Genomic DNA, 15,643 nt, shown 5'->3' with positions numbered 1-15,643 from the left:
ACGGCGGGACTAGGCGCGCCGTATGCTCATGATCGCGGACTCGATGGTCGAACCGAGGATCACGCCGCCGATCACCACCGCCAGCCCGAAACTGACGCCGGGAAATAGGGGCGGCAGAATAGCGGCCAGCATGATGAGGCCGGGGTAGATCGCCGCCCACACCGCCGCGCCGGGCGCCTCCGGGATGATCAGCGGGCCTTTGTTCATCTTCATGAAACGGGGAACGAACGGTTGCAGCGCCAGGAAGGCGACCGTGACGACCGCCGCCGTCGCCACATAGCGCCAGGGGGGATCGGCCGGGCCAAACACCGTGGCGCTCATCACCAGAACGGCCAGCGAGAGCAGGGTGCTGACGGCCAGCAGGACGTTGGGATCGATACGCTTCAAGACTTCACCTTCACATAGGAACCGGGCGCAGGTTCCACGGGCTTGAGCGCGCCCTTCTTCGGATCGCGGGCCTCGATCCAGTCGCCCGCCCGCTCATGCAGCCATGCGGCCCAGTGCGGCCACCACGACCCCGGGTGCTGCTCGGCGCCCGCCTGCCATTCGGCGAGGGTTTCGGGCAGGGCGTCGTTGGTCCAGTGCTGGTACTTCACCGCCGCCGGGTGGTTGACCACGCCGGCGATGTGGCCCGAGCCCGCCAGGGTGTAGGTGACCGGCCCGCCGAACAGTTGCGTCGAGCGATAGACCGAGTTCATGGGCGCGATGTGGTCCTCGCGGCTGGCCTGGGCGTAGATGGGCGTTTTCACCTGAGACAGGTCCACGCGGACGCCGCCGATCTCGAACTCGCCCTTGGCCAGGGCGTTCTTGCCGTACATCTGGCGCAGATAGGCCATGTGCAGGGCCTTGGGCATGCGGGTCTGGTCGGCGTTCCAGAACAGCAGGTCGAAGGACGGCGGGTCCTTGCCCAGCAGATAGTTGCTGACGAAGAACGACCAGATCAGGTCATTGGCGCGCAGGGCGTTGAAGGTGTCGGCCATGGCGCTGCCCGGCAGGACGCCGCCCGCCTCGTCCATCATGCCCTCGATCTCGGCCAGCCAGTGATCGTCGGTGAACAGCAGCAGGTCGCCGGCTTCCTCGAAATCATGCTGGGCGGCGAAGAAGGTGCAGGCGTTGACCCGCTTGTCCCCCTTGGCCGCCATGTGCGCCATGGCCGCGCCCATCAGGGTGCCGCCGATGCAGTAGCCGACGGTGTTCAGCCGGTCCGTGCCGCATTGCTCCATCACCTTGGAGGTGGCGCGGTAGATGCCCTTTTCCAGATAGTCGTCGAAACCGAAGGCGGCCTTGTCGGCGTCCGGATTGACCCAGGAACAGACGAAGACGGTGAAGCCCTGTTCCGAGAGCCAGCGGATCATGGAGTTCGCCGGCTGCAGGTCCAGAATATAGAATTTGTTGATCCAGGGCGGGAAGATCAGCAGCGGAATCGCGCGCTGTTTGTCCGTCGCGGCGTCGTACTGGATCAGCTCGAACAGCTCGTCGCGCCAGACCACCTGGCCGGGGCTGGTGGCCACATTCTCGCCCACGCGGAACTTGCCGTAGTCAGCCTGGCTGATGGCCAGCTTGCCGCCGCCGCGCTCCAGGTCCGCGGCGAAATTCTGCATCCCCCTGACCAGACTCTCGCCGCTGGTGTCGGCCAGAGCCTTCAGCGCCGCGGGGTTGGAGGCCAGGAAGTTGGACGGGGAGAAGGCGTCGGTCAGCAGCTTGGTGAAGAACTCGGCGCGGCGACGGGTGCGAGGGTCCACGTCATCGGCGCTGGCGATGAGATTGTTCATCCAGTCTGCGGTGACCAGATAGGACTGGCGCATCACGTCGAACATGGGGTTTTCCGCCCACGCCGGGTCCTTGAACCGCTTGTCCGGAGCGGCGGTCACCGGCACGTCCTCACCCGCCGCGCGCCGGGCGGTGTCGGTCCACAGGGTCATGTAGCGGCCGAACAGGTCGGCCTGGGCCTGGAACAGGCGTTCGGGGCGGGAGGCGAGACTGGTCATGACCGAGGTCATGGCGGGGCCGACATTGAGCGGATCGGGCGACAGGGACACGGGCCGGTCAGCGCGGCTGAGCGCCGCTTCGGCCAAGGCCGACTGGGCCGTCATGGCCGCCTTGGCGATGTTCAGGGACAGGGTTTCCAGCATGCGGCGCTGTTCGGCGCCGATGGAGAACGGGTCGAAGGCGTCCATTCGGGGCGGGGGAGGGGCGGTGGCCGCCTCAGGCTCAGGCGCGGGTTTCGCGGTCTTCGGTTTTGCTGTCGTCGGCTTGGCGGCGCGAGGCGCGGCGGTCTTCGGCGCGGCCTTCTTGGCCTTACGCGTCGGGGGCTTTTTCGGCGGCGTGGCCATGAACGGCTCCGTGCTGGATCGACGTGAGGCGGCGTCGCCCTTCCTCGCCGGACCATGATGGCATATGACCGGGCTCAAGATGAACGCATCAGCGATGAAAATTCTGGCGATTTCGGCAGTTTGCGGCCTGGTGGGCGCATGCGGGGCGCCGTTCGCGGCCAAGACCGATCCGCAATCGCCGTTGACCGAGCGTATTCAGGGGCTGGTGGACGCCAATCGCGAGTACCCGCGATGGGCTGATTTTCCGAGCGCGCCGACGGATGTGCCGGACGCGGGGGTGATCGCCGCGCAGGTCGCAGGGCTGGATCAGACGGGCGAGGCCCTCAACCGCAGCGCAGCGGCCATCGACTGGACCCTGAACGACGACCCTGAGGCCTATGCGAGTGAGATCCGCCGGCGGGTGGAGGGCGCGCGCATGAGCGTCGACACGGCACGCACGGCCGCGGAGGTGGAGGCCTTCGCCCGGTCCCTGCGCGAACGTTCAGAACCGCCGCCGCCCATCGATCCGCGCTGACCGGCGGATTTCGCGCCTGCGACCGAATCCGACGACCCTGTCGTTCAGACTGATGCGAAAAGACGAGGCGTATGCTCCATGGCTGACGGCGGCGCGGCGACGGCGGTGAACTTTCTGGGCGTGTCGCGCTCCCTGTCCGGTCGTGCGTGGCGCCAGCGGCCCGCTGAGGGCGCGACCGTGCGCGCGCACATGCAGGGGCTGGGGCTGGCCGAGCCGCTGGCGCGGGCGCTGGCGGCCCGGGGCGTGACCGCCGACCAGGGCGAGCACTTTCTGAGCCCGACCCTGAGGGCGCTGTTTCCCGATCCGTCCAGCTTTCTGGACATGGACAAGGCCGCCGAGGTCATTCTGGACGCCCTGACGGCGGGCCAGAGCATCCATGTGTTCGCGGACTATGACGTGGACGGGGCGTCCAGCGCGGCGCTGCTGGTGCGCTGGTTCCGGGCCATGGGGGCGGCGCTGCCGATCTATGTGCCCGACCGGCTGACCGAGGGGTACGGGCCCAGTCCGAAGGCGTTCGAGACGCTGAAGGCCAGCGGCGCCGATCTGGTCATCACGGTGGACTGCGGCGCGGCGGCGGTGGAGGCGGTGGCCCACGCGGCGGCCATAGGCCTGAAGGTCGTGGTGGTGGATCATCACCTGATGCGCGAACAGCCGCCCGCCTGCGAGGCGGTGGTCAATCCGAACCGGCCGGGCTGCAACTCTGGACAGGGCAATCTGGCGGCGGCGGGGGTGGTGTTCGTGCTGCTGGCGGCGCTGAACCGGGCGGCGCGGGCGCGGGGCCTGTTCGCCGACTGGGCCGAGCCGGACCTGCGCCAGTGGCTGGATCTGGCGGCGCTGGGGGCCATTTGCGACGTCACGGCGCTGAACGGCTTCAACAGGGCCTTGGCGGCTTTGGGGCTGAAGGTGATGTCGGATTGGCGCAATCCTGGGCTGGCGGCGCTGCTGGCCGTGGCCGGGATGGAGCCGGGGCCGGCCAAGGCCAGCCATGCGGGATTCATCCTGGGGCCGCGAATCAATGCGGGCGGGCGCATCGGCCGGGCCGATCTGGGCGCGCGCCTGCTGTCCACCGATGATCCAGCCGAAGCCGCGAGCATCGCTGCGGAACTGGACGCTCTGAACCAGTCCCGCCGCCAGGTGGAGCGCGAGGTCACCGAGGCCGCCGTGCGCAAGGTGGAGAGCCGGGGCCCCGACGCGCTGGACCGCGCCATCATCGTGGTGGAGGGCGAGGGCTGGCATCCCGGCGTGGTGGGCATCGTGGCCGGGCGGCTGCGCGAACGCTGGAGAAAGCCGGTGGTCGTCATCGGGGTCGATCCTGCGACAGGCGTGGGCAAGGGCTCTGGCCGGTCGCAGCCGGGCGTGAATCTCGGCCGCGCGGTGCAGGCGGCATGGGAGGCGGGTCATCTCATGGCGGGCGGCGGGCATGCCATGGCGGCGGGCCTGACCGTGGCGGGGGACCGCATCGAGGCCGCGCGCGCCTTTCTGGAAGACACGCTGGCCGATCAGCAGGCGGCGGCCGAGGTTCTGGACGTGGTGGACGTGGACGCGCTGCTCGACTGCCGCGCCGCCAATCGTGGCCTGTTCGAGGACTTCGAGCGCCTGGCGCCCTATGGCCCATCCAATCCCGAGCCGCTGTTCGCCCTGGACCGGGTGACGGCGCGCGAGCCCGTGGCCATGAACGGCGGCCACGTGCGGTGCCGGCTGACGGCGGCGGACGGCGCCTCGGTCAAGGCCATCGCCTGGCGCTGCGCCGACCTGCCGCTGGGCCGGGCGCTGCTGTCCGGCGCCACGGGGCTGAGCGTTGTGGGTCGTCTGAAGGCGGATGACTGGAATGGCCGCCGGGGCGTTCAGTTCGAGATCGAGGACGCCCACGACCCGCGCCGTGAAACGAGCGACGATTTTTAGTCAGACCCCGCTTGCAACGTTCGGGAGGGGCCGCTATATCGCCGGCTCTCGCGCAGCGGTCCCTTCGTCTATCGGTTAGGACGCTAGGTTTTCAACCTAGAAAGAGGGGTTCGATTCCCCTAGGGACTGCCACGCGGGGCTCCCCCGAAATCGTCATGCGGAACGCGGGCATTCGCCCCGAATCAGCGCGCGTATTGCGGATGATTCTCGCGTAAGGCGCGAAATTTCCGTTTCTGCCCCTCCCACGTTCATCGAACCGTGTTAAGCATGTTGCGTCTGCACACGAGGGTCGCAGGCGGGGGAAGCATGTCAGCGTACGAAGTGGATGAGGACGTGACGACCGAGACGGTCCGCATGTCCGGTCATGTCAAATGGTTCGACCCGGCGAAGGGGTACGGCTTCATCGTGCCTGATGATCCTTCGCTCACGGGCATGAAAGACGTGCTGCTGCATGTCTCCAGCCTGCGCGACCACGGCCGTGACGACGCGGCGGAGGGCGCCGCCATCACCTGCGACGCCGTGCGCCGTCCCAAGGGCTGGCAGGCCACCGAGATCGTGTCGCTGAGCGAGCCGGAACCCGGTCAGGGCGCGGGCTATGACGGCCTGCGCCGGTCCACCAGCAATCTGGACGCCTTCACACGCCGCCCCGCGCGTCCGCCCCTTGAGGCCGACGGTCCCATGGAGCCGGCGACGGTGAAATGGTTCAACCGCGCCAAGGGCTATGGTTTCGTGGTCCGCGACGGCGATCAGGACGACATCTTCATTCATATCGAGACCCTGCGCCGCTGCGGGCTGGACGACCTGCTGCCGGGCCACACGGTGCGGGTGCGGTTCGCGCGCGGACCCAAGGGTCTGGTGGTCGCCGAGATCGAACCCGGACAGGGATGACATTTGGCGACGGCTGAGGCGTAATGCCGCCATTGCTCGCCTCATCCGGGATACCGCCCATGCACCGCCGCCTGTTGCTGACCGCCGCCCTGGCCATGGCTTTGTCGGGGGCCGCCTGTGCGCAGTCGTCCGCGCCGCGAGATGAGTCGGGCAATCCGCTGGAGGCCCTGACCGTGGTCACGGACAGCGGCGAGCACGCCTTCTGGGTCGAGATCGCCGACGACGAGGCCGAGCGCGCCCGCGGCCTGATGTACCGCGAGCCTCTGGCCGACGACCGGGGCATGCTGTTCCAGTTCCCCGACATGGCCGAGCGGGGCTTCTGGATGGAGAACACGCCCAGCTCGCTGGACATCGTCTATATCGACGATCAGGGCCGCATCGTCTCCATCGCACGGCACACCACGCCGTTCTCGCGCCAGACCATTCCGTCGTACGGCGCCGCCAAGGGGGTGCTGGAGGTTCGTGCCGGCCGCACGGAGGAGATCGGGGCTGAGCCGGGCGACGTCGTGCGCCACCCCTTCTTCAACAACGCCGACTGAGATTACGGCGTGTCCGCGCCGGGATCGATTGCGGCGGGCGCCCGGCCATGCCTATAAGCCCCGCCTGATCGGAGCGTAGCGCAGCCTGGTAGCGCATCTGCTTTGGGAGCAGAGGGTCGCAGGTTCGAATCCTGCCGCTCCGACCAGGGCTTTCTATGCGCTGCGGGCAAGGCTCTCGGCCGTGCGAGGCCACGAAACCGGCGAAAGAGCCTCAACGGCAGGTTTGGCGAGCAAATAGCCCTGCATGAGGGACACGTCGAGATCCCGCAGGACGTCGTGTTCATCCACCGTCTCCACCCCCTCGCAGACGGGGTCGATGCCCAGATCACGCAGCATGTTCAGGGTGTTGGACACGATTGCACGCTTCACGCGGTCGGTGTCGATTCCGCGAATAAGCGCCATATCCAGCTTCACGATGTCCGGCTGAAACTTGCTGAGCAGCCCCAGCCCCGCATAGCCGGCGCCGAAGTCGTCGATGGCGGTCTTGAAGCCCATGGCCCGGTAGGAGCGCAGGATGTTCAGGATGTGCGCCGTGTCCATGGACTCATCCTCTGTGAACTCGAAGATGATCCGGTTCACCGGAAAGCTGGTGCGCATGGCGGCGGCGAGGGTCGCCCGGATACAGGCGCGCGGCTCGTAAACGGCGTTGGGCAGGAAGTTGATCGACAGGCTGGCGCCCTCGGCCGTGAGGTCCAGCTTTGAGGCCCATTCGATGGCGGTGGTGCGGCACAGCTGATCGAAGGCATACCGGTTTTCTGCAGACACCTGCGCCAGGACGCCGCCCGCGCCGCCGCCGTCCTGACCCCGGACCAGGGCCTCATAGGCGAAGACGGTCTCTGTCTTCACATCGACGATAGGCTGGAACGCCATGGTGATGGGCAGGTCGAAACCGACGCCGTCCTTACAGGCTGCACAAGTCATCATGGAACTCCTTCTGAAGCTCACAATCCGCTGGACGGGTTAAGAAATCCCCGATGCCGAGGCAGCCGCGACACTCGTCTGAGGAACTGGCGCGCTCATGACGAAGCTTTGCCTTTTCCGCATGCGCCCAAGATGGCGGAAGAAAGGCCGATTTCTAACAAGCCAAAGCGCCCATTTTGGGTCGCTGAATAGTTGTGCGTTCAAGAATAATTCACGTCTTGGAGCCCCTGTTAACGCATATTTTTGGACGTTATTTCGAACCGAACTCCGCTTCCAATGACTGCAGGGTTTCAATAACCGCAAGAATTCCGAATTCCTTTTTCACGCGAGTGTGCATTTTGACCTCCGAACCGAAATCGAACGCGGAACGCCAGCGTCTGGCTATGCTCGACTCCCTGTGCCTGATGAACCAGCCGCAGGAGCCGATCTTCCGCGAGTTGACGCAGCTGGCGGCGGAGCTTGCCGGCGCGCCCACGGCTCTGGTCTCACTGGTGCACGAGCAGAACCAGTGGTTCGCGGGCAGTGTCGGTTTTGACCGGCGCGAAACGCGCCGCCTGGATTCATTCTGCACCCACGCCCTCGAGCGTCCGCATCAGGTCATGTGGGTGGAAGATGCGCGGGTGGACGAGCGCTTTGAAAACAATCCCTTCGTCAAAGGGGATCCCTACATCCGCTTTTACGCTGGCGCCCCCCTGCTGGTGAACGGGTGCGCGGTGGGCGCCCTGTGCGTCCTGGGTCCGGAACCCCGAGCGTTCGATCCTGAACTGGGCCAGATGCTCAAGCGGCTCGCCGCCATCGCCGCCGCCGACCTTCATCAGCGTCATCGCATGACCGCTGTCCGTACGGCGCTGCATGCCTCGGCCGACGCACTCATTGACTGCAATGAGCAGGGCATGATCGTCAGCTGGTCAGACGGCGCCGAGACCCTCTTCGGTCACAGCCGCGCCGAAGCCGTCGGCAAGAGCGTCGAGATCATCATTCCCGAAGACATGCGTCCCGCACACGGCGCCGCCATGGGCCGCTGGCGCGATCAGGGCACCGCCCGGCTGGGCCGGCGCCTCGAGCTGACGGCGGTGCGCCGTGACGGGAGCGCTGTTGAGGTGGAGCTCTGGATGTCTGTGTCCCGTCATCAGGACGGCGCCCATGTCCACGCCAACATCCGAGACATTTCCGAGCGCAAGGCGCAGCGCCAGGCCCTGCTTCGCGCGAAGGCGGACGCCGAGGCCGCCAATCTGGCCAAGTCGACCTTCCTGGCCAACATGAGCCATGAGTTGCGCACGCCCCTGAACGGCGTCACCAGCATGGCCGACCTGCTGGCCGCGACCGGGCTGACGCCGAGACAGCAGGAGATCAACGACATCATCGTCTCCTCGTCGCAGCAGTTGAAAGGACTGATCGGCGATATTCTGGATCTGGCGCGCATCGAGAGCGGCGAGCTCAAGCTGGTTCAGGAGCCCACGTGCATTGCGGCGCTGGTCCGGTCTGTGATCGACCTCTGCGGTCTCCGTGCGTCCGAGAAGGGCCTGGAGCTGCGTGCCGAGATCACGCCCGACCTGCACGAGCGGGTGATGGTGGATGCGATGCGCCTGCGCCAGGTGCTGACCAATCTGGTCTCCAATGCAGTGAAATTCACTGACGTTGGGTCGGTTCGCCTGAGCGTCACAGTCGACGGCGATCGATATCGTTTCGAAGTGTCGGACACCGGGATCGGCTTCCGCCCCGAGCAGACTGCTGAACTATTCAAACCCTTCAAGCAGGCGGACGGCACGATCACCCGGCGCTTCGGCGGCACCGGTCTGGGATTGGCGATCTCCAGTGATCTGGTGAAGGCCATGGGCGGGGAAATCCAGTGCCGCGGCGAACCGGGTGAAGGCGCGACGTTCTGGTTCGACCTGCGGCTCGCAGCTGCGGACGCGGCCGAGCCGACCGGTGCGCCGTCGTCAAGGGCGGCGCTGGGGCCCCTGCGGGTGCTGCTGGCCGACGACAACGTCACTAATCGGCGGGTGGTGGAGCTGATCCTCGGCGCCATGGACGCCGACTGCATCGCGGTGGAGGATGGCGCCCAGGCGGTGGCGGCGTTCGAGGCCCAGACCTTCGACATCGTCCTGATGGACATGATGATGCCGGTGATGGATGGCCTGACAGCGGTGCGCGCCCTGCGGGCGGTGGAGGCGTGCGAGGGTCGGGGACGAACGCCCGTTCTGATGCTCACGGCCAACAGTTTCCCTGAACATATCGCTGAGAGCCTGGCCGCCGGCGCGGATCTGCACCTGGCCAAACCCATCACCGCCGCATCGCTGATCGAGGCGATCGCCACAGTGCAGCATGACGCAGGGGCGGCGGATGACGAGGTGAGGCGGGCCTGAGGGTCTAGACCTGCAACCAGCCCATGTGCTCGGCCAGGATGAATGTTCCGATGCCGATGAGGGCCAGCCCTCCGAGGAGTTCGGCGTATTTGCCTGTGCGGACGCCGATGCGGGCGCCGATGAGCATGCCGATCGTCGTCAGGGTGAAGGTGGTCAGGCCGATGCTGAGGGCGATGATCCAGATGTTCACCCCGATGAAGGCCAGACCCACGCCCACGGCGGCGGCGTCAATGCTGGTGCCCACCGCCGTGGCGATCAGGGGCATCAGCCCGCGGCGGGCAGGGAGGTGATCGTCGCCGCCGCTCTGGACGCCGTGCCAGACCATGTGCGCGCCGACGCCGGCCAGCAGCACGAAGGCGATCCAGTGGTCGATCTGCTGGATCACGCCAGCGGCGATCAGGCCGAGACTCCAGCCGATCACCGGGGTGGCCGCCTCGATGACTCCGAAAATCAGGCCTGCCCGCAGGGCCTGGGCCAGCTGTGGCCGGTGCGCGGCGCCGCGTCCCACGGCCGCCGCGAAGGCGTCGGTGGACATGCTGATCGACAGGACGGCGATGGCGCCAGGGGTCATGGGCCTGCTCCGCCGGACGACGAGACGCGCACCCCACGCCGCCGGCGAGGCGGTGGGACGCGCTGGTCTCGCCAGGCGGATGACATCCGCTGACCGCGCCACGCGCCGAAGCGCGAATGTGTTGACGTGGTCCCGACCTTCAAGGCGGCCGGCGGCTACTCCCCAACGGGACGGCCTGACTAGCGCCTGAGTCCCCGAGGTTCAAGCGACGGGGGCCGCATGGGTGTTGCCTTCGGACGATTCGTCCGGTCCTAAGACAGCATGAACCCCATCGATTACGCCTTTCTCGCGGTCGCGGTGCTGCTGCTGTCCACGGTGCTGGCGGGCAGCCTGTCCAGCCGGTTCGGCCTGCCGGCCATGATCGGGTTCCTGGCCCTTGGCATGATCGCCGGGTCGGACGGGCCGTTCGGCATTGTGTTCAGTGATTACGCCTTCGCCCAGGTGATCGGGGTGGCGTGCCTGGTGTTCATCCTGTTCTCGGGCGGGCTGGATACGAACTGGAAGCTGGTGCGGCCTTCGGTCGGGCCGGCGCTGGTGCTGTCCACCATCGGGGTGATGATCAGCGCGGGGATCGTCGGCCTTGCGGCGGTCTTTCTGCTGGGCTTCACGGTCACGCAGGGGTTCCTGCTCGGCGCTGTCGTGGCGTCCACCGACGCCGCGGCGGTGTTCGCCATCATGCGGGGGCAGGGGGGCGGCGACCTTCGCGAAGACCTTACCGGGCTGATCGAGCTGGAGTCCGGCTCCAACGATCCCATGGCCATCTTTCTGGTCGGGGCGGCGCTGGTTCTGGTGGCCACGCCCGATGCGTCCCTGTTGCCCTTCTTGCCCCAGTTCCTGACGCAGATGGGACTGGGCGCGGTGCTGGGGGTGGTGATCGGCTATGCGCTACCGTCCCTGATCAAGCGAATGAGGCTGAGGGGCAGCGGGCTGTCACTGGTGGTGTCGATCGGGGCGGCGCTGCTCAGTTACGGCCTGACCGCCGTGCTGGGCGGCAACGGGTTCCTGGCGGCCTATATCGCGGGCATCGTGGCGGGCAATCGGGAGTATCAGGCCCGGCGCACTATCGGCCTGTTCCAGGACGGTCTGGCGTGGCTGGCGCAGGTGGTGATGTTTCTGTCGCTGGGGTTGCTGGTGTTTCCCAGCCAGCTGGGCGGGGTGGCGCTGCCGGGGCTGGCGGTGACGGCGGTGCTGATGCTGGCGGCCCGGCCGATCAGCGTGTTCATCTGCTTGGCGCCCTTCCGACAGTTCGACTGGCGCGCCAAGCTGTTCGTGTCCTGGGCGGGCCTGCGCGGCGCGGTGCCCATTGTCCTGGCGACGTTTCCCATCGTGGCGGGCGTGCCGGGGTCCCAGACCATCTTCAACATCGTCTTCTTTGTGGTGATCGTGTCCAGCCTGGTGCAGGGGCCGACCCTAGGGTGGGTGGCGCGCAAGCTGAGGGTCAACGCGTCGGCGGCGACCGCTTGAGCATGCTGGACCGGCGCCGCGACGCGCGCTATCTGATCCGCTTCTGACCTTTGGATTTTTCAGGGCCCGCCATGCTCGCGCGCATCTTCCGTCCCGCTAAGACCGCCATGCAGTCCGGCCGCGCCAAGACCCGCGACTGGATTCTGGAGTTCGAGCCGGCGACCGCGCGCACCAACGACCCGCTGATGGGCTGGACCTCGTCCACCGACATGAACGGCCAGGTGCGCCTGACCTTCGACACGGCCGAGGAGGCGGTGGCCTATGCTGAGCGGCACGGCATCCCGTTCCGGCTGCACGAGCCCCAGGCCGCACCGCTGATCCTCAAAGCGTACGCCGACAACTTCGCTCCGGGCCGCAAGCAGCCCTGGACCCACTGATTCTGTTTGCGGCTGCGGCGCTTCGCGCTACGTCACCGCATGCCTGACGGCGCCCGTAGCTCAACCGGATAGAGCATCCGCCTTCTAAGCGGACGGTTGCAGGTTCGAGTCCTGCCGGGCGCGCCATCCCCGATCAAATGAACGACGAGGCCGAAAAAGCCCGTCTCGCCGACGTATTTGGCCGCCTCAGGCGTTCAGCTCAGCCGCAACCTGATCCAGCTTGGCCCGGAAAGACTCGCGGTGCGGGTCCATTTCTACGGCCATTTCGAACCGTTTCCTGGCGGATGCGAGGCTGTTCTTGGAGAGGTATATCTGGCCCAGGGCGTAGTTGGCCCGGCCACCCACGATAACGTTCCGGTCCATCTTCTTGTAGAGCGCCACGGCCTCGGCCAGCCGGCCCTGTTTCGCTATGGCGTTGGCCAGATGCAGCCGGGCCAGCCACAGGCCGGGGTGCAGCCGGACGGCGTCGGCCAGAGCCGCCTCGGCCTTCTCATACTGCTTCGTCAGCAACAGCCCCTTGCCCAGCAGATAGTTCGCGTATTCTGACCGGGGGTAGAAGCGCACGGCGGCGGTGGCGGCGCGTACAGTGTCGGCATGCCGTTTTTCCATGTCCGCGCAATAGGCGCCGTACAGGTCATGGGCGAAGTCGCCCTCGAGGCCCCAGCCGCCCTCGGGCATCGGCGCGGGCATCTCATCGCGCAGGAACGCGTCGATCAGGGGGTCCAGACGATCACGCTTTTTCAGGTAGTTCGGCGGGCCGTGCTGAACCCGGCGCATGGAGTCCGCGAAGACATAATCCAGATCCGCCACATGCCGGGCCGACACCAGATCGACCGGTTCGCACTCTCCGGCGTAGAGGAAAATCGGCGCGCGCGCCTTCTCCATGAACGGACGCAGGTCCATGATCGGCGGTTGAAAACCGTCCTGCATCAGCCGGCGCACATTGGACCATGGCCAGTCCATGCGGGTTTCGGCGGCGAAGGCCAACACCCGGGCGCCCAGCGGAACGCCGTGCAGGATTGCGCCGGTTCCGCCCATGGACGTGCCGACGGTGTATAGGCGCGTCGCCCCCAGATGAGCGGCCCATGCCCGAAAGGTGGCCGTGACCTGCTCGCGGGTTTCGCCCAGGCCGTCGATCCCGCCCTGATACCACTGGTTCGGGCCGTTGTTGACGAGGATCACCGAAGCGTCGATCCGGTTCCCGATCTCACGCCAGGCGAAGTCGTGGTCCGGCTTGCCGGTGTCCGAGAAGAAAATAGCGAGCCCGTCGGATTGTCGTGGAAAGACAAGAAAGCGGGCGTGTTCAAGCGGCGTCGGCTGCATAACTTCTACTCTATGTCAGCTCGATCAATCTATCCAATACGCGTCTGAAATTTCGAGATTTTCCGCGCAATGAATGGTGATCCGCCTGAAGATAGGTTGATTGATTTGACCGGCTGTCGGCGCTCAGGGGATTCAACGGACGTCACCCATGCGCCAACGCGAAATCGGCCCAGATCATCAGAGCCAATCCCCGCGACGCTATTCGGCATGGATTTCAGGTCGTCGGCTCGACGGCGGCTCCGCGCACGAATTCCAGGTGATAGAGACTCGACGGATTGAGGATGTTCGCGGCCGCAACATAGTCATACTCGCGGCGGACGATACGAATCTGCCCCTTCTTGCTGGCTTGGCCTATAATCGTGCTGAGGTTGAGGTTGTAGTCGAGACGCCACGACCACCAGGCCGCGTTCTCGAGCTGGCGCCGCCGACTGCTGACTTCACTGAGCATCAGACCCCCGATATCCTCGAAGAAGCGGTTGTCCTTGGCCTTGCGGCGATAAAGGAGAGTCTTGTCGCGCTGCCATCCCGTCGGCTCGATGTGGACGAGCGTCACCTCTGCGTCGAGCGCGGCCAGCATGTCGTAAAGCCGTGGGTCGATCACATCGACCTGCTCGATCGAATGACGCGTGAACACCAGGATATGCCCTTTGACGTCGTTTAGAAACGAGATGTCGGGGTTCCGGTAGTCGAAGCTGTGAGCATGATAATTGATTTTGCCGTCATGGGCCGCCAGACGGCGCGCAGCGGCCTGGCCCTCGTCAGTGTATTCGGCGCCATGGTAATCGATCGTCTTTGAGCGAGTCTGGCCTAGGCCGACATAGATCTGGAACAGGTTAACTGACCAGCCGCTACCCAGTTCGACGATGGCCGTCGTATCGTCCCGAACACATCCCATCAGATAGCGGATCGAGCTGACCGCAGAGGTCGTATATTGTCCGTTGGTTACATCAGGGTAGATAAAGAAGTCATCATAAGTCTTCCCGACGCGTTTAAGGACTGCTTTGCCCAGAGGCTGAACCAGCTCTCTCTTTCTGTAGAAGCTGTTGGGATCAGGTCGACCAATGTCGAGTTCCCGCATCTCCGCGAGAATCGTCGAGATGTGATCGTCAGGGCGCGCCGAAGAAATCTTGTCGATCTTGTCGCCAATTTTGCCCCACGCGGTTCCTTGACTCTTCTTGGTGCGCGCGCCTGCTTTTTTGACGATGAGATCAACTGCAGTCATTTTTCACAATCCCGGTGAAGGTTGAGTGTGCCGGACAGGGGCGGGCAAGGCTATTTTGTTGTTCAACTAGCCCAACCAAACCGGTCTCACCAGAGGCGATTTTGGCTTTCTATCGGCTTTGTTGGTTTGCGAAGAACGATGTGGGAGGCGGCAAAACTATCAACACCCGGGGGTCACCCAGTGGCGCAATGCGCCGCTTTGAATGTCTTTACAATTCTGGACACGATCCAGTTCGACACATGCCGTCCGTCGTCGTCACGGAAGCTGTATGGTGCATTCGCCATGACCAGTTCGTATGACGGAAAATAAGTTACTTCGGCAAAATCGCGGGCGATGGCGCCGACAGCGGCGCGAAGGATGCTTTTACCCTCTGTGTTCGCAGCGACGATGTCCTGATCACCAAAAGTTCGGGCCAGGGCGACCGGAGAAACCGTCATGACAATGCGGGCGCCGGGCCTTACCTGTTTTATGATTTCAACTATTCTCTTTAGGTTGGCGTAGTTTTCTTCATACGACGACATATGAAATTCGGTTTGTTCTTCGCCGCCGCCTCGGGCGTAACCGGGCTTTTGACAGGCGATCTTTCCGCTGTGCTTGTTGCGAAACACCTCGGCCATGCCCATCGTCATGAAGAAGACGTCTGCCTCACGTATCCCCTGGTCAATTGCAGAACTGGCGTGACCGACAGCTTCCCTTAAATCCTCCGGAGTTCGTCCAAACGTGGCGCGACGATAGGGATCTTGATAGGCCGTTTCGCCGTCCCATACCGGATCCTTCACGGTCCAGTAGTCGTCATCATCCTGAGTCCATTCGCCAATGTGGCGTTCAAACTCCTGCCTGATGGTGAATGTATTATAATAGTCAAGATGGGGGTATTGGGGCAGTCTATCGATCCGAAACCTGTCCAGATCCATCGGGATGCCAGATGTCGGAGGGCCTACGTCAAAGCCTTCAGCAGTAAGATAGGCGCGAATCCTTTCGGCGAAGCAGCTTCCAATCGTGAATATCTTGTCATTGGAATCAAAAAGAGGCTTCCTCGCCACCGTAAATAGCTTGTTTCGGAAGTGGGACGTCCAACGAGGATTGGCCTCGTCGCGCACGGCATATTTCTGAACTGGGGCTTCAGCCGGGATCAAATCAGCGCTTTTATCATCGGCCATAGGCACCACTCCCTCTATGGGGGCAACCTAATCCAGACAGCCCACCGACGCCACGCCGAATTT

General features: G+C 65.0%; 14 protein-coding genes and 3 tRNA genes. 10 read left to right on the top strand and 7 right to left on the bottom strand.

Annotated features, from left to right (window positions below; all coding sequences use genetic code 11):
* Positions 1 to 9: 9 nt before the first annotated feature.
* Positions 10 to 387 (bottom strand): hypothetical protein, encoded by a 378-nt coding sequence (locus tag ACI8U3_RS05955; RefSeq protein ID WP_415013940.1) that lies wholly within the window; start codon positions 385 to 387, stop codon positions 10 to 12.
* The gene (phaC, locus tag ACI8U3_RS05950) at positions 384 to 2,333 is read right to left on the bottom strand and encodes a class I poly(R)-hydroxyalkanoic acid synthase (protein WP_415013939.1); all 1,950 of its coding nucleotides are present in this window, start codon (positions 2,331 to 2,333) and stop codon (positions 384 to 386) included. The genes ACI8U3_RS05955 and phaC overlap by 4 nt, the downstream gene beginning before the upstream one ends.
* A gap of 64 nt (positions 2,334 to 2,397) precedes the next feature.
* On the opposite strand from phaC, the gene ACI8U3_RS05945 reads away from it, so the two are divergent.
* The 6 genes from ACI8U3_RS05945 to ACI8U3_RS05920 all read left to right on the top strand — a co-directional run bounded on the left by ACI8U3_RS05945 (position 2,398) and on the right by ACI8U3_RS05920 (position 6,322).
* Entirely contained in the window at positions 2,398 to 2,847 is a 450-nt protein-coding gene (locus ACI8U3_RS05945) for a hypothetical protein (protein WP_415013938.1), read from the top strand.
* Between the two features lie 78 nt (positions 2,848 to 2,925).
* Complete coding sequence (gene recJ / locus ACI8U3_RS05940) at positions 2,926 to 4,749, top strand: single-stranded-DNA-specific exonuclease RecJ (protein ID WP_415013937.1); 1,824 nt, start codon at positions 2,926 to 2,928, stop codon at positions 4,747 to 4,749.
* Between the two features lie 57 nt (positions 4,750 to 4,806).
* Positions 4,807 to 4,881: transfer RNA gene (locus ACI8U3_RS05935), tRNA-Glu, on the top strand.
* Positions 4,882 to 5,055: 174 nt separating this feature from the next.
* Positions 5,056 to 5,637, top strand: a complete 582-nt coding sequence (locus tag ACI8U3_RS05930; protein WP_415013936.1) for a cold-shock protein — start codon at positions 5,056 to 5,058, stop codon at positions 5,635 to 5,637.
* Between the two features lie 59 nt (positions 5,638 to 5,696).
* Positions 5,697 to 6,176 carry a DUF192 domain-containing protein gene (locus ACI8U3_RS05925; protein ID WP_415013935.1) on the top strand — a complete coding sequence of 160 codons (480 nt, stop codon included), beginning with the start codon at positions 5,697 to 5,699 and terminating at the stop codon, positions 6,174 to 6,176.
* A 69-nt stretch (positions 6,177 to 6,245) separates the two neighbouring features.
* A tRNA-Pro gene (locus tag ACI8U3_RS05920) sits at positions 6,246 to 6,322 on the top strand.
* A 7-nt stretch (positions 6,323 to 6,329) separates the two neighbouring features.
* Here the strand turns inward: ACI8U3_RS05920 and ACI8U3_RS05915 are convergent.
* Positions 6,330 to 7,100 (bottom strand): EAL domain-containing protein, encoded by a 771-nt coding sequence (locus ACI8U3_RS05915; protein WP_415013934.1) that lies wholly within the window; start codon positions 7,098 to 7,100, stop codon positions 6,330 to 6,332.
* Positions 7,101 to 7,480: 380 nt separating this feature from the next.
* On the opposite strand from ACI8U3_RS05915, the gene ACI8U3_RS05910 reads away from it, so the two are divergent.
* A complete protein-coding gene (locus tag ACI8U3_RS05910; RefSeq protein ID WP_415013933.1) occupies positions 7,481 to 9,463 on the top strand; it encodes an ATP-binding protein in 1,983 nt (660 codons plus the stop codon).
* 4 nt (positions 9,464 to 9,467) lie between these two features.
* Here the strand turns inward: ACI8U3_RS05910 and ACI8U3_RS05905 are convergent, their stop codons facing one another.
* A complete protein-coding gene (locus ACI8U3_RS05905) occupies positions 9,468 to 10,034 on the bottom strand; it encodes a manganese efflux pump MntP family protein (RefSeq protein ID WP_415013932.1) in 567 nt (188 codons plus the stop codon).
* Between the two features lie 261 nt (positions 10,035 to 10,295).
* Here ACI8U3_RS05905 and ACI8U3_RS05900 point away from each other — a divergent pair, with 261 nt between their 5' ends.
* The 3 genes from ACI8U3_RS05900 to ACI8U3_RS05890 all read left to right on the top strand — a co-directional run bounded on the left by ACI8U3_RS05900 (position 10,296) and on the right by ACI8U3_RS05890 (position 12,001).
* Positions 10,296 to 11,498, top strand: coding sequence for a potassium/proton antiporter (locus ACI8U3_RS05900; RefSeq protein ID WP_415013931.1), 1,203 nt, complete (start codon positions 10,296 to 10,298; stop codon positions 11,496 to 11,498).
* Between the two features lie 71 nt (positions 11,499 to 11,569).
* Positions 11,570 to 11,875 carry an ETC complex I subunit gene (locus tag ACI8U3_RS05895; RefSeq protein ID WP_415013930.1) on the top strand — a complete coding sequence of 102 codons (306 nt, stop codon included), beginning with the start codon at positions 11,570 to 11,572 and terminating at the stop codon, positions 11,873 to 11,875.
* Between the two features lie 49 nt (positions 11,876 to 11,924).
* Positions 11,925 to 12,001, top strand: a tRNA-Arg gene (locus ACI8U3_RS05890).
* A 60-nt stretch (positions 12,002 to 12,061) separates the two neighbouring features.
* Here ACI8U3_RS05890 and ACI8U3_RS05885 read toward each other — a convergent pair.
* The 3 genes from ACI8U3_RS05885 to ACI8U3_RS05875 all read right to left on the bottom strand — a co-directional run bounded on the left by ACI8U3_RS05885 (position 12,062) and on the right by ACI8U3_RS05875 (position 15,580).
* On the bottom strand, positions 12,062 to 13,198 hold the full coding sequence (locus ACI8U3_RS05885) for a tetratricopeptide repeat protein (RefSeq protein WP_415013929.1): 1,137 nt from the start codon (positions 13,196 to 13,198) through the stop codon (positions 12,062 to 12,064).
* A gap of 214 nt (positions 13,199 to 13,412) precedes the next feature.
* Entirely contained in the window at positions 13,413 to 14,420 is a 1,008-nt protein-coding gene (locus ACI8U3_RS05880) for a hypothetical protein (protein WP_415013928.1), read from the bottom strand.
* A gap of 173 nt (positions 14,421 to 14,593) precedes the next feature.
* The gene (locus tag ACI8U3_RS05875) at positions 14,594 to 15,580 is read right to left on the bottom strand and encodes a GSCFA domain-containing protein (protein WP_415013927.1); all 987 of its coding nucleotides are present in this window, start codon (positions 15,578 to 15,580) and stop codon (positions 14,594 to 14,596) included.
* Positions 15,581 to 15,643 lie beyond the last annotated feature (63 nt).

The organism is Brevundimonas sp. (assembly GCF_047617075.1).
Taxonomy (GTDB): Bacteria; Pseudomonadota; Alphaproteobacteria; order Caulobacterales; family Caulobacteraceae; genus Brevundimonas.
The sequence above is the reverse complement of the archived record's forward strand: the minus strand, read 5'-3'. Positions and strand labels throughout refer to the sequence as shown.

What these genes read in the sequence shown, in the direction of transcription:
- phaC (WP_415013939.1), bottom strand. Translation starts at nt 2,333, where the DNA reads ATGGCCACGCCGCCGAAAAAGCCCCCGACGCGTAAGGCCAAGAAGGCC.
- ACI8U3_RS05945 (WP_415013938.1), top strand. Translation starts at nt 2,398, where the DNA reads ATGACCGGGCTCAAGATGAACGCATCAGCGATGAAAATTCTGGCGATT.
- recJ (WP_415013937.1), top strand. Translation starts at nt 2,926, where the DNA reads ATGGCTGACGGCGGCGCGGCGACGGCGGTGAACTTTCTGGGCGTGTCG.
- ACI8U3_RS05930 (WP_415013936.1), top strand. Translation starts at nt 5,056, where the DNA reads ATGTCAGCGTACGAAGTGGATGAGGACGTGACGACCGAGACGGTCCGC.
- ACI8U3_RS05925 (WP_415013935.1), top strand. Translation starts at nt 5,697, where the DNA reads ATGCACCGCCGCCTGTTGCTGACCGCCGCCCTGGCCATGGCTTTGTCG.
- ACI8U3_RS05915 (WP_415013934.1), bottom strand. Translation starts at nt 7,100, where the DNA reads ATGATGACTTGTGCAGCCTGTAAGGACGGCGTCGGTTTCGACCTGCCC.
- ACI8U3_RS05910 (WP_415013933.1), top strand. Translation starts at nt 7,481, where the DNA reads ATGCTCGACTCCCTGTGCCTGATGAACCAGCCGCAGGAGCCGATCTTC.
- ACI8U3_RS05905 (WP_415013932.1), bottom strand. Translation starts at nt 10,034, where the DNA reads ATGACCCCTGGCGCCATCGCCGTCCTGTCGATCAGCATGTCCACCGAC.
- ACI8U3_RS05900 (WP_415013931.1), top strand. Translation starts at nt 10,296, where the DNA reads ATGAACCCCATCGATTACGCCTTTCTCGCGGTCGCGGTGCTGCTGCTG.
- ACI8U3_RS05895 (WP_415013930.1), top strand. Translation starts at nt 11,570, where the DNA reads ATGCTCGCGCGCATCTTCCGTCCCGCTAAGACCGCCATGCAGTCCGGC.
- ACI8U3_RS05885 (WP_415013929.1), bottom strand. Translation starts at nt 13,198, where the DNA reads ATGCAGCCGACGCCGCTTGAACACGCCCGCTTTCTTGTCTTTCCACGA.
- ACI8U3_RS05880 (WP_415013928.1), bottom strand. Translation starts at nt 14,420, where the DNA reads ATGACTGCAGTTGATCTCATCGTCAAAAAAGCAGGCGCGCGCACCAAG.
- ACI8U3_RS05875 (WP_415013927.1), bottom strand. Translation starts at nt 15,580, where the DNA reads ATGGCCGATGATAAAAGCGCTGATTTGATCCCGGCTGAAGCCCCAGTT.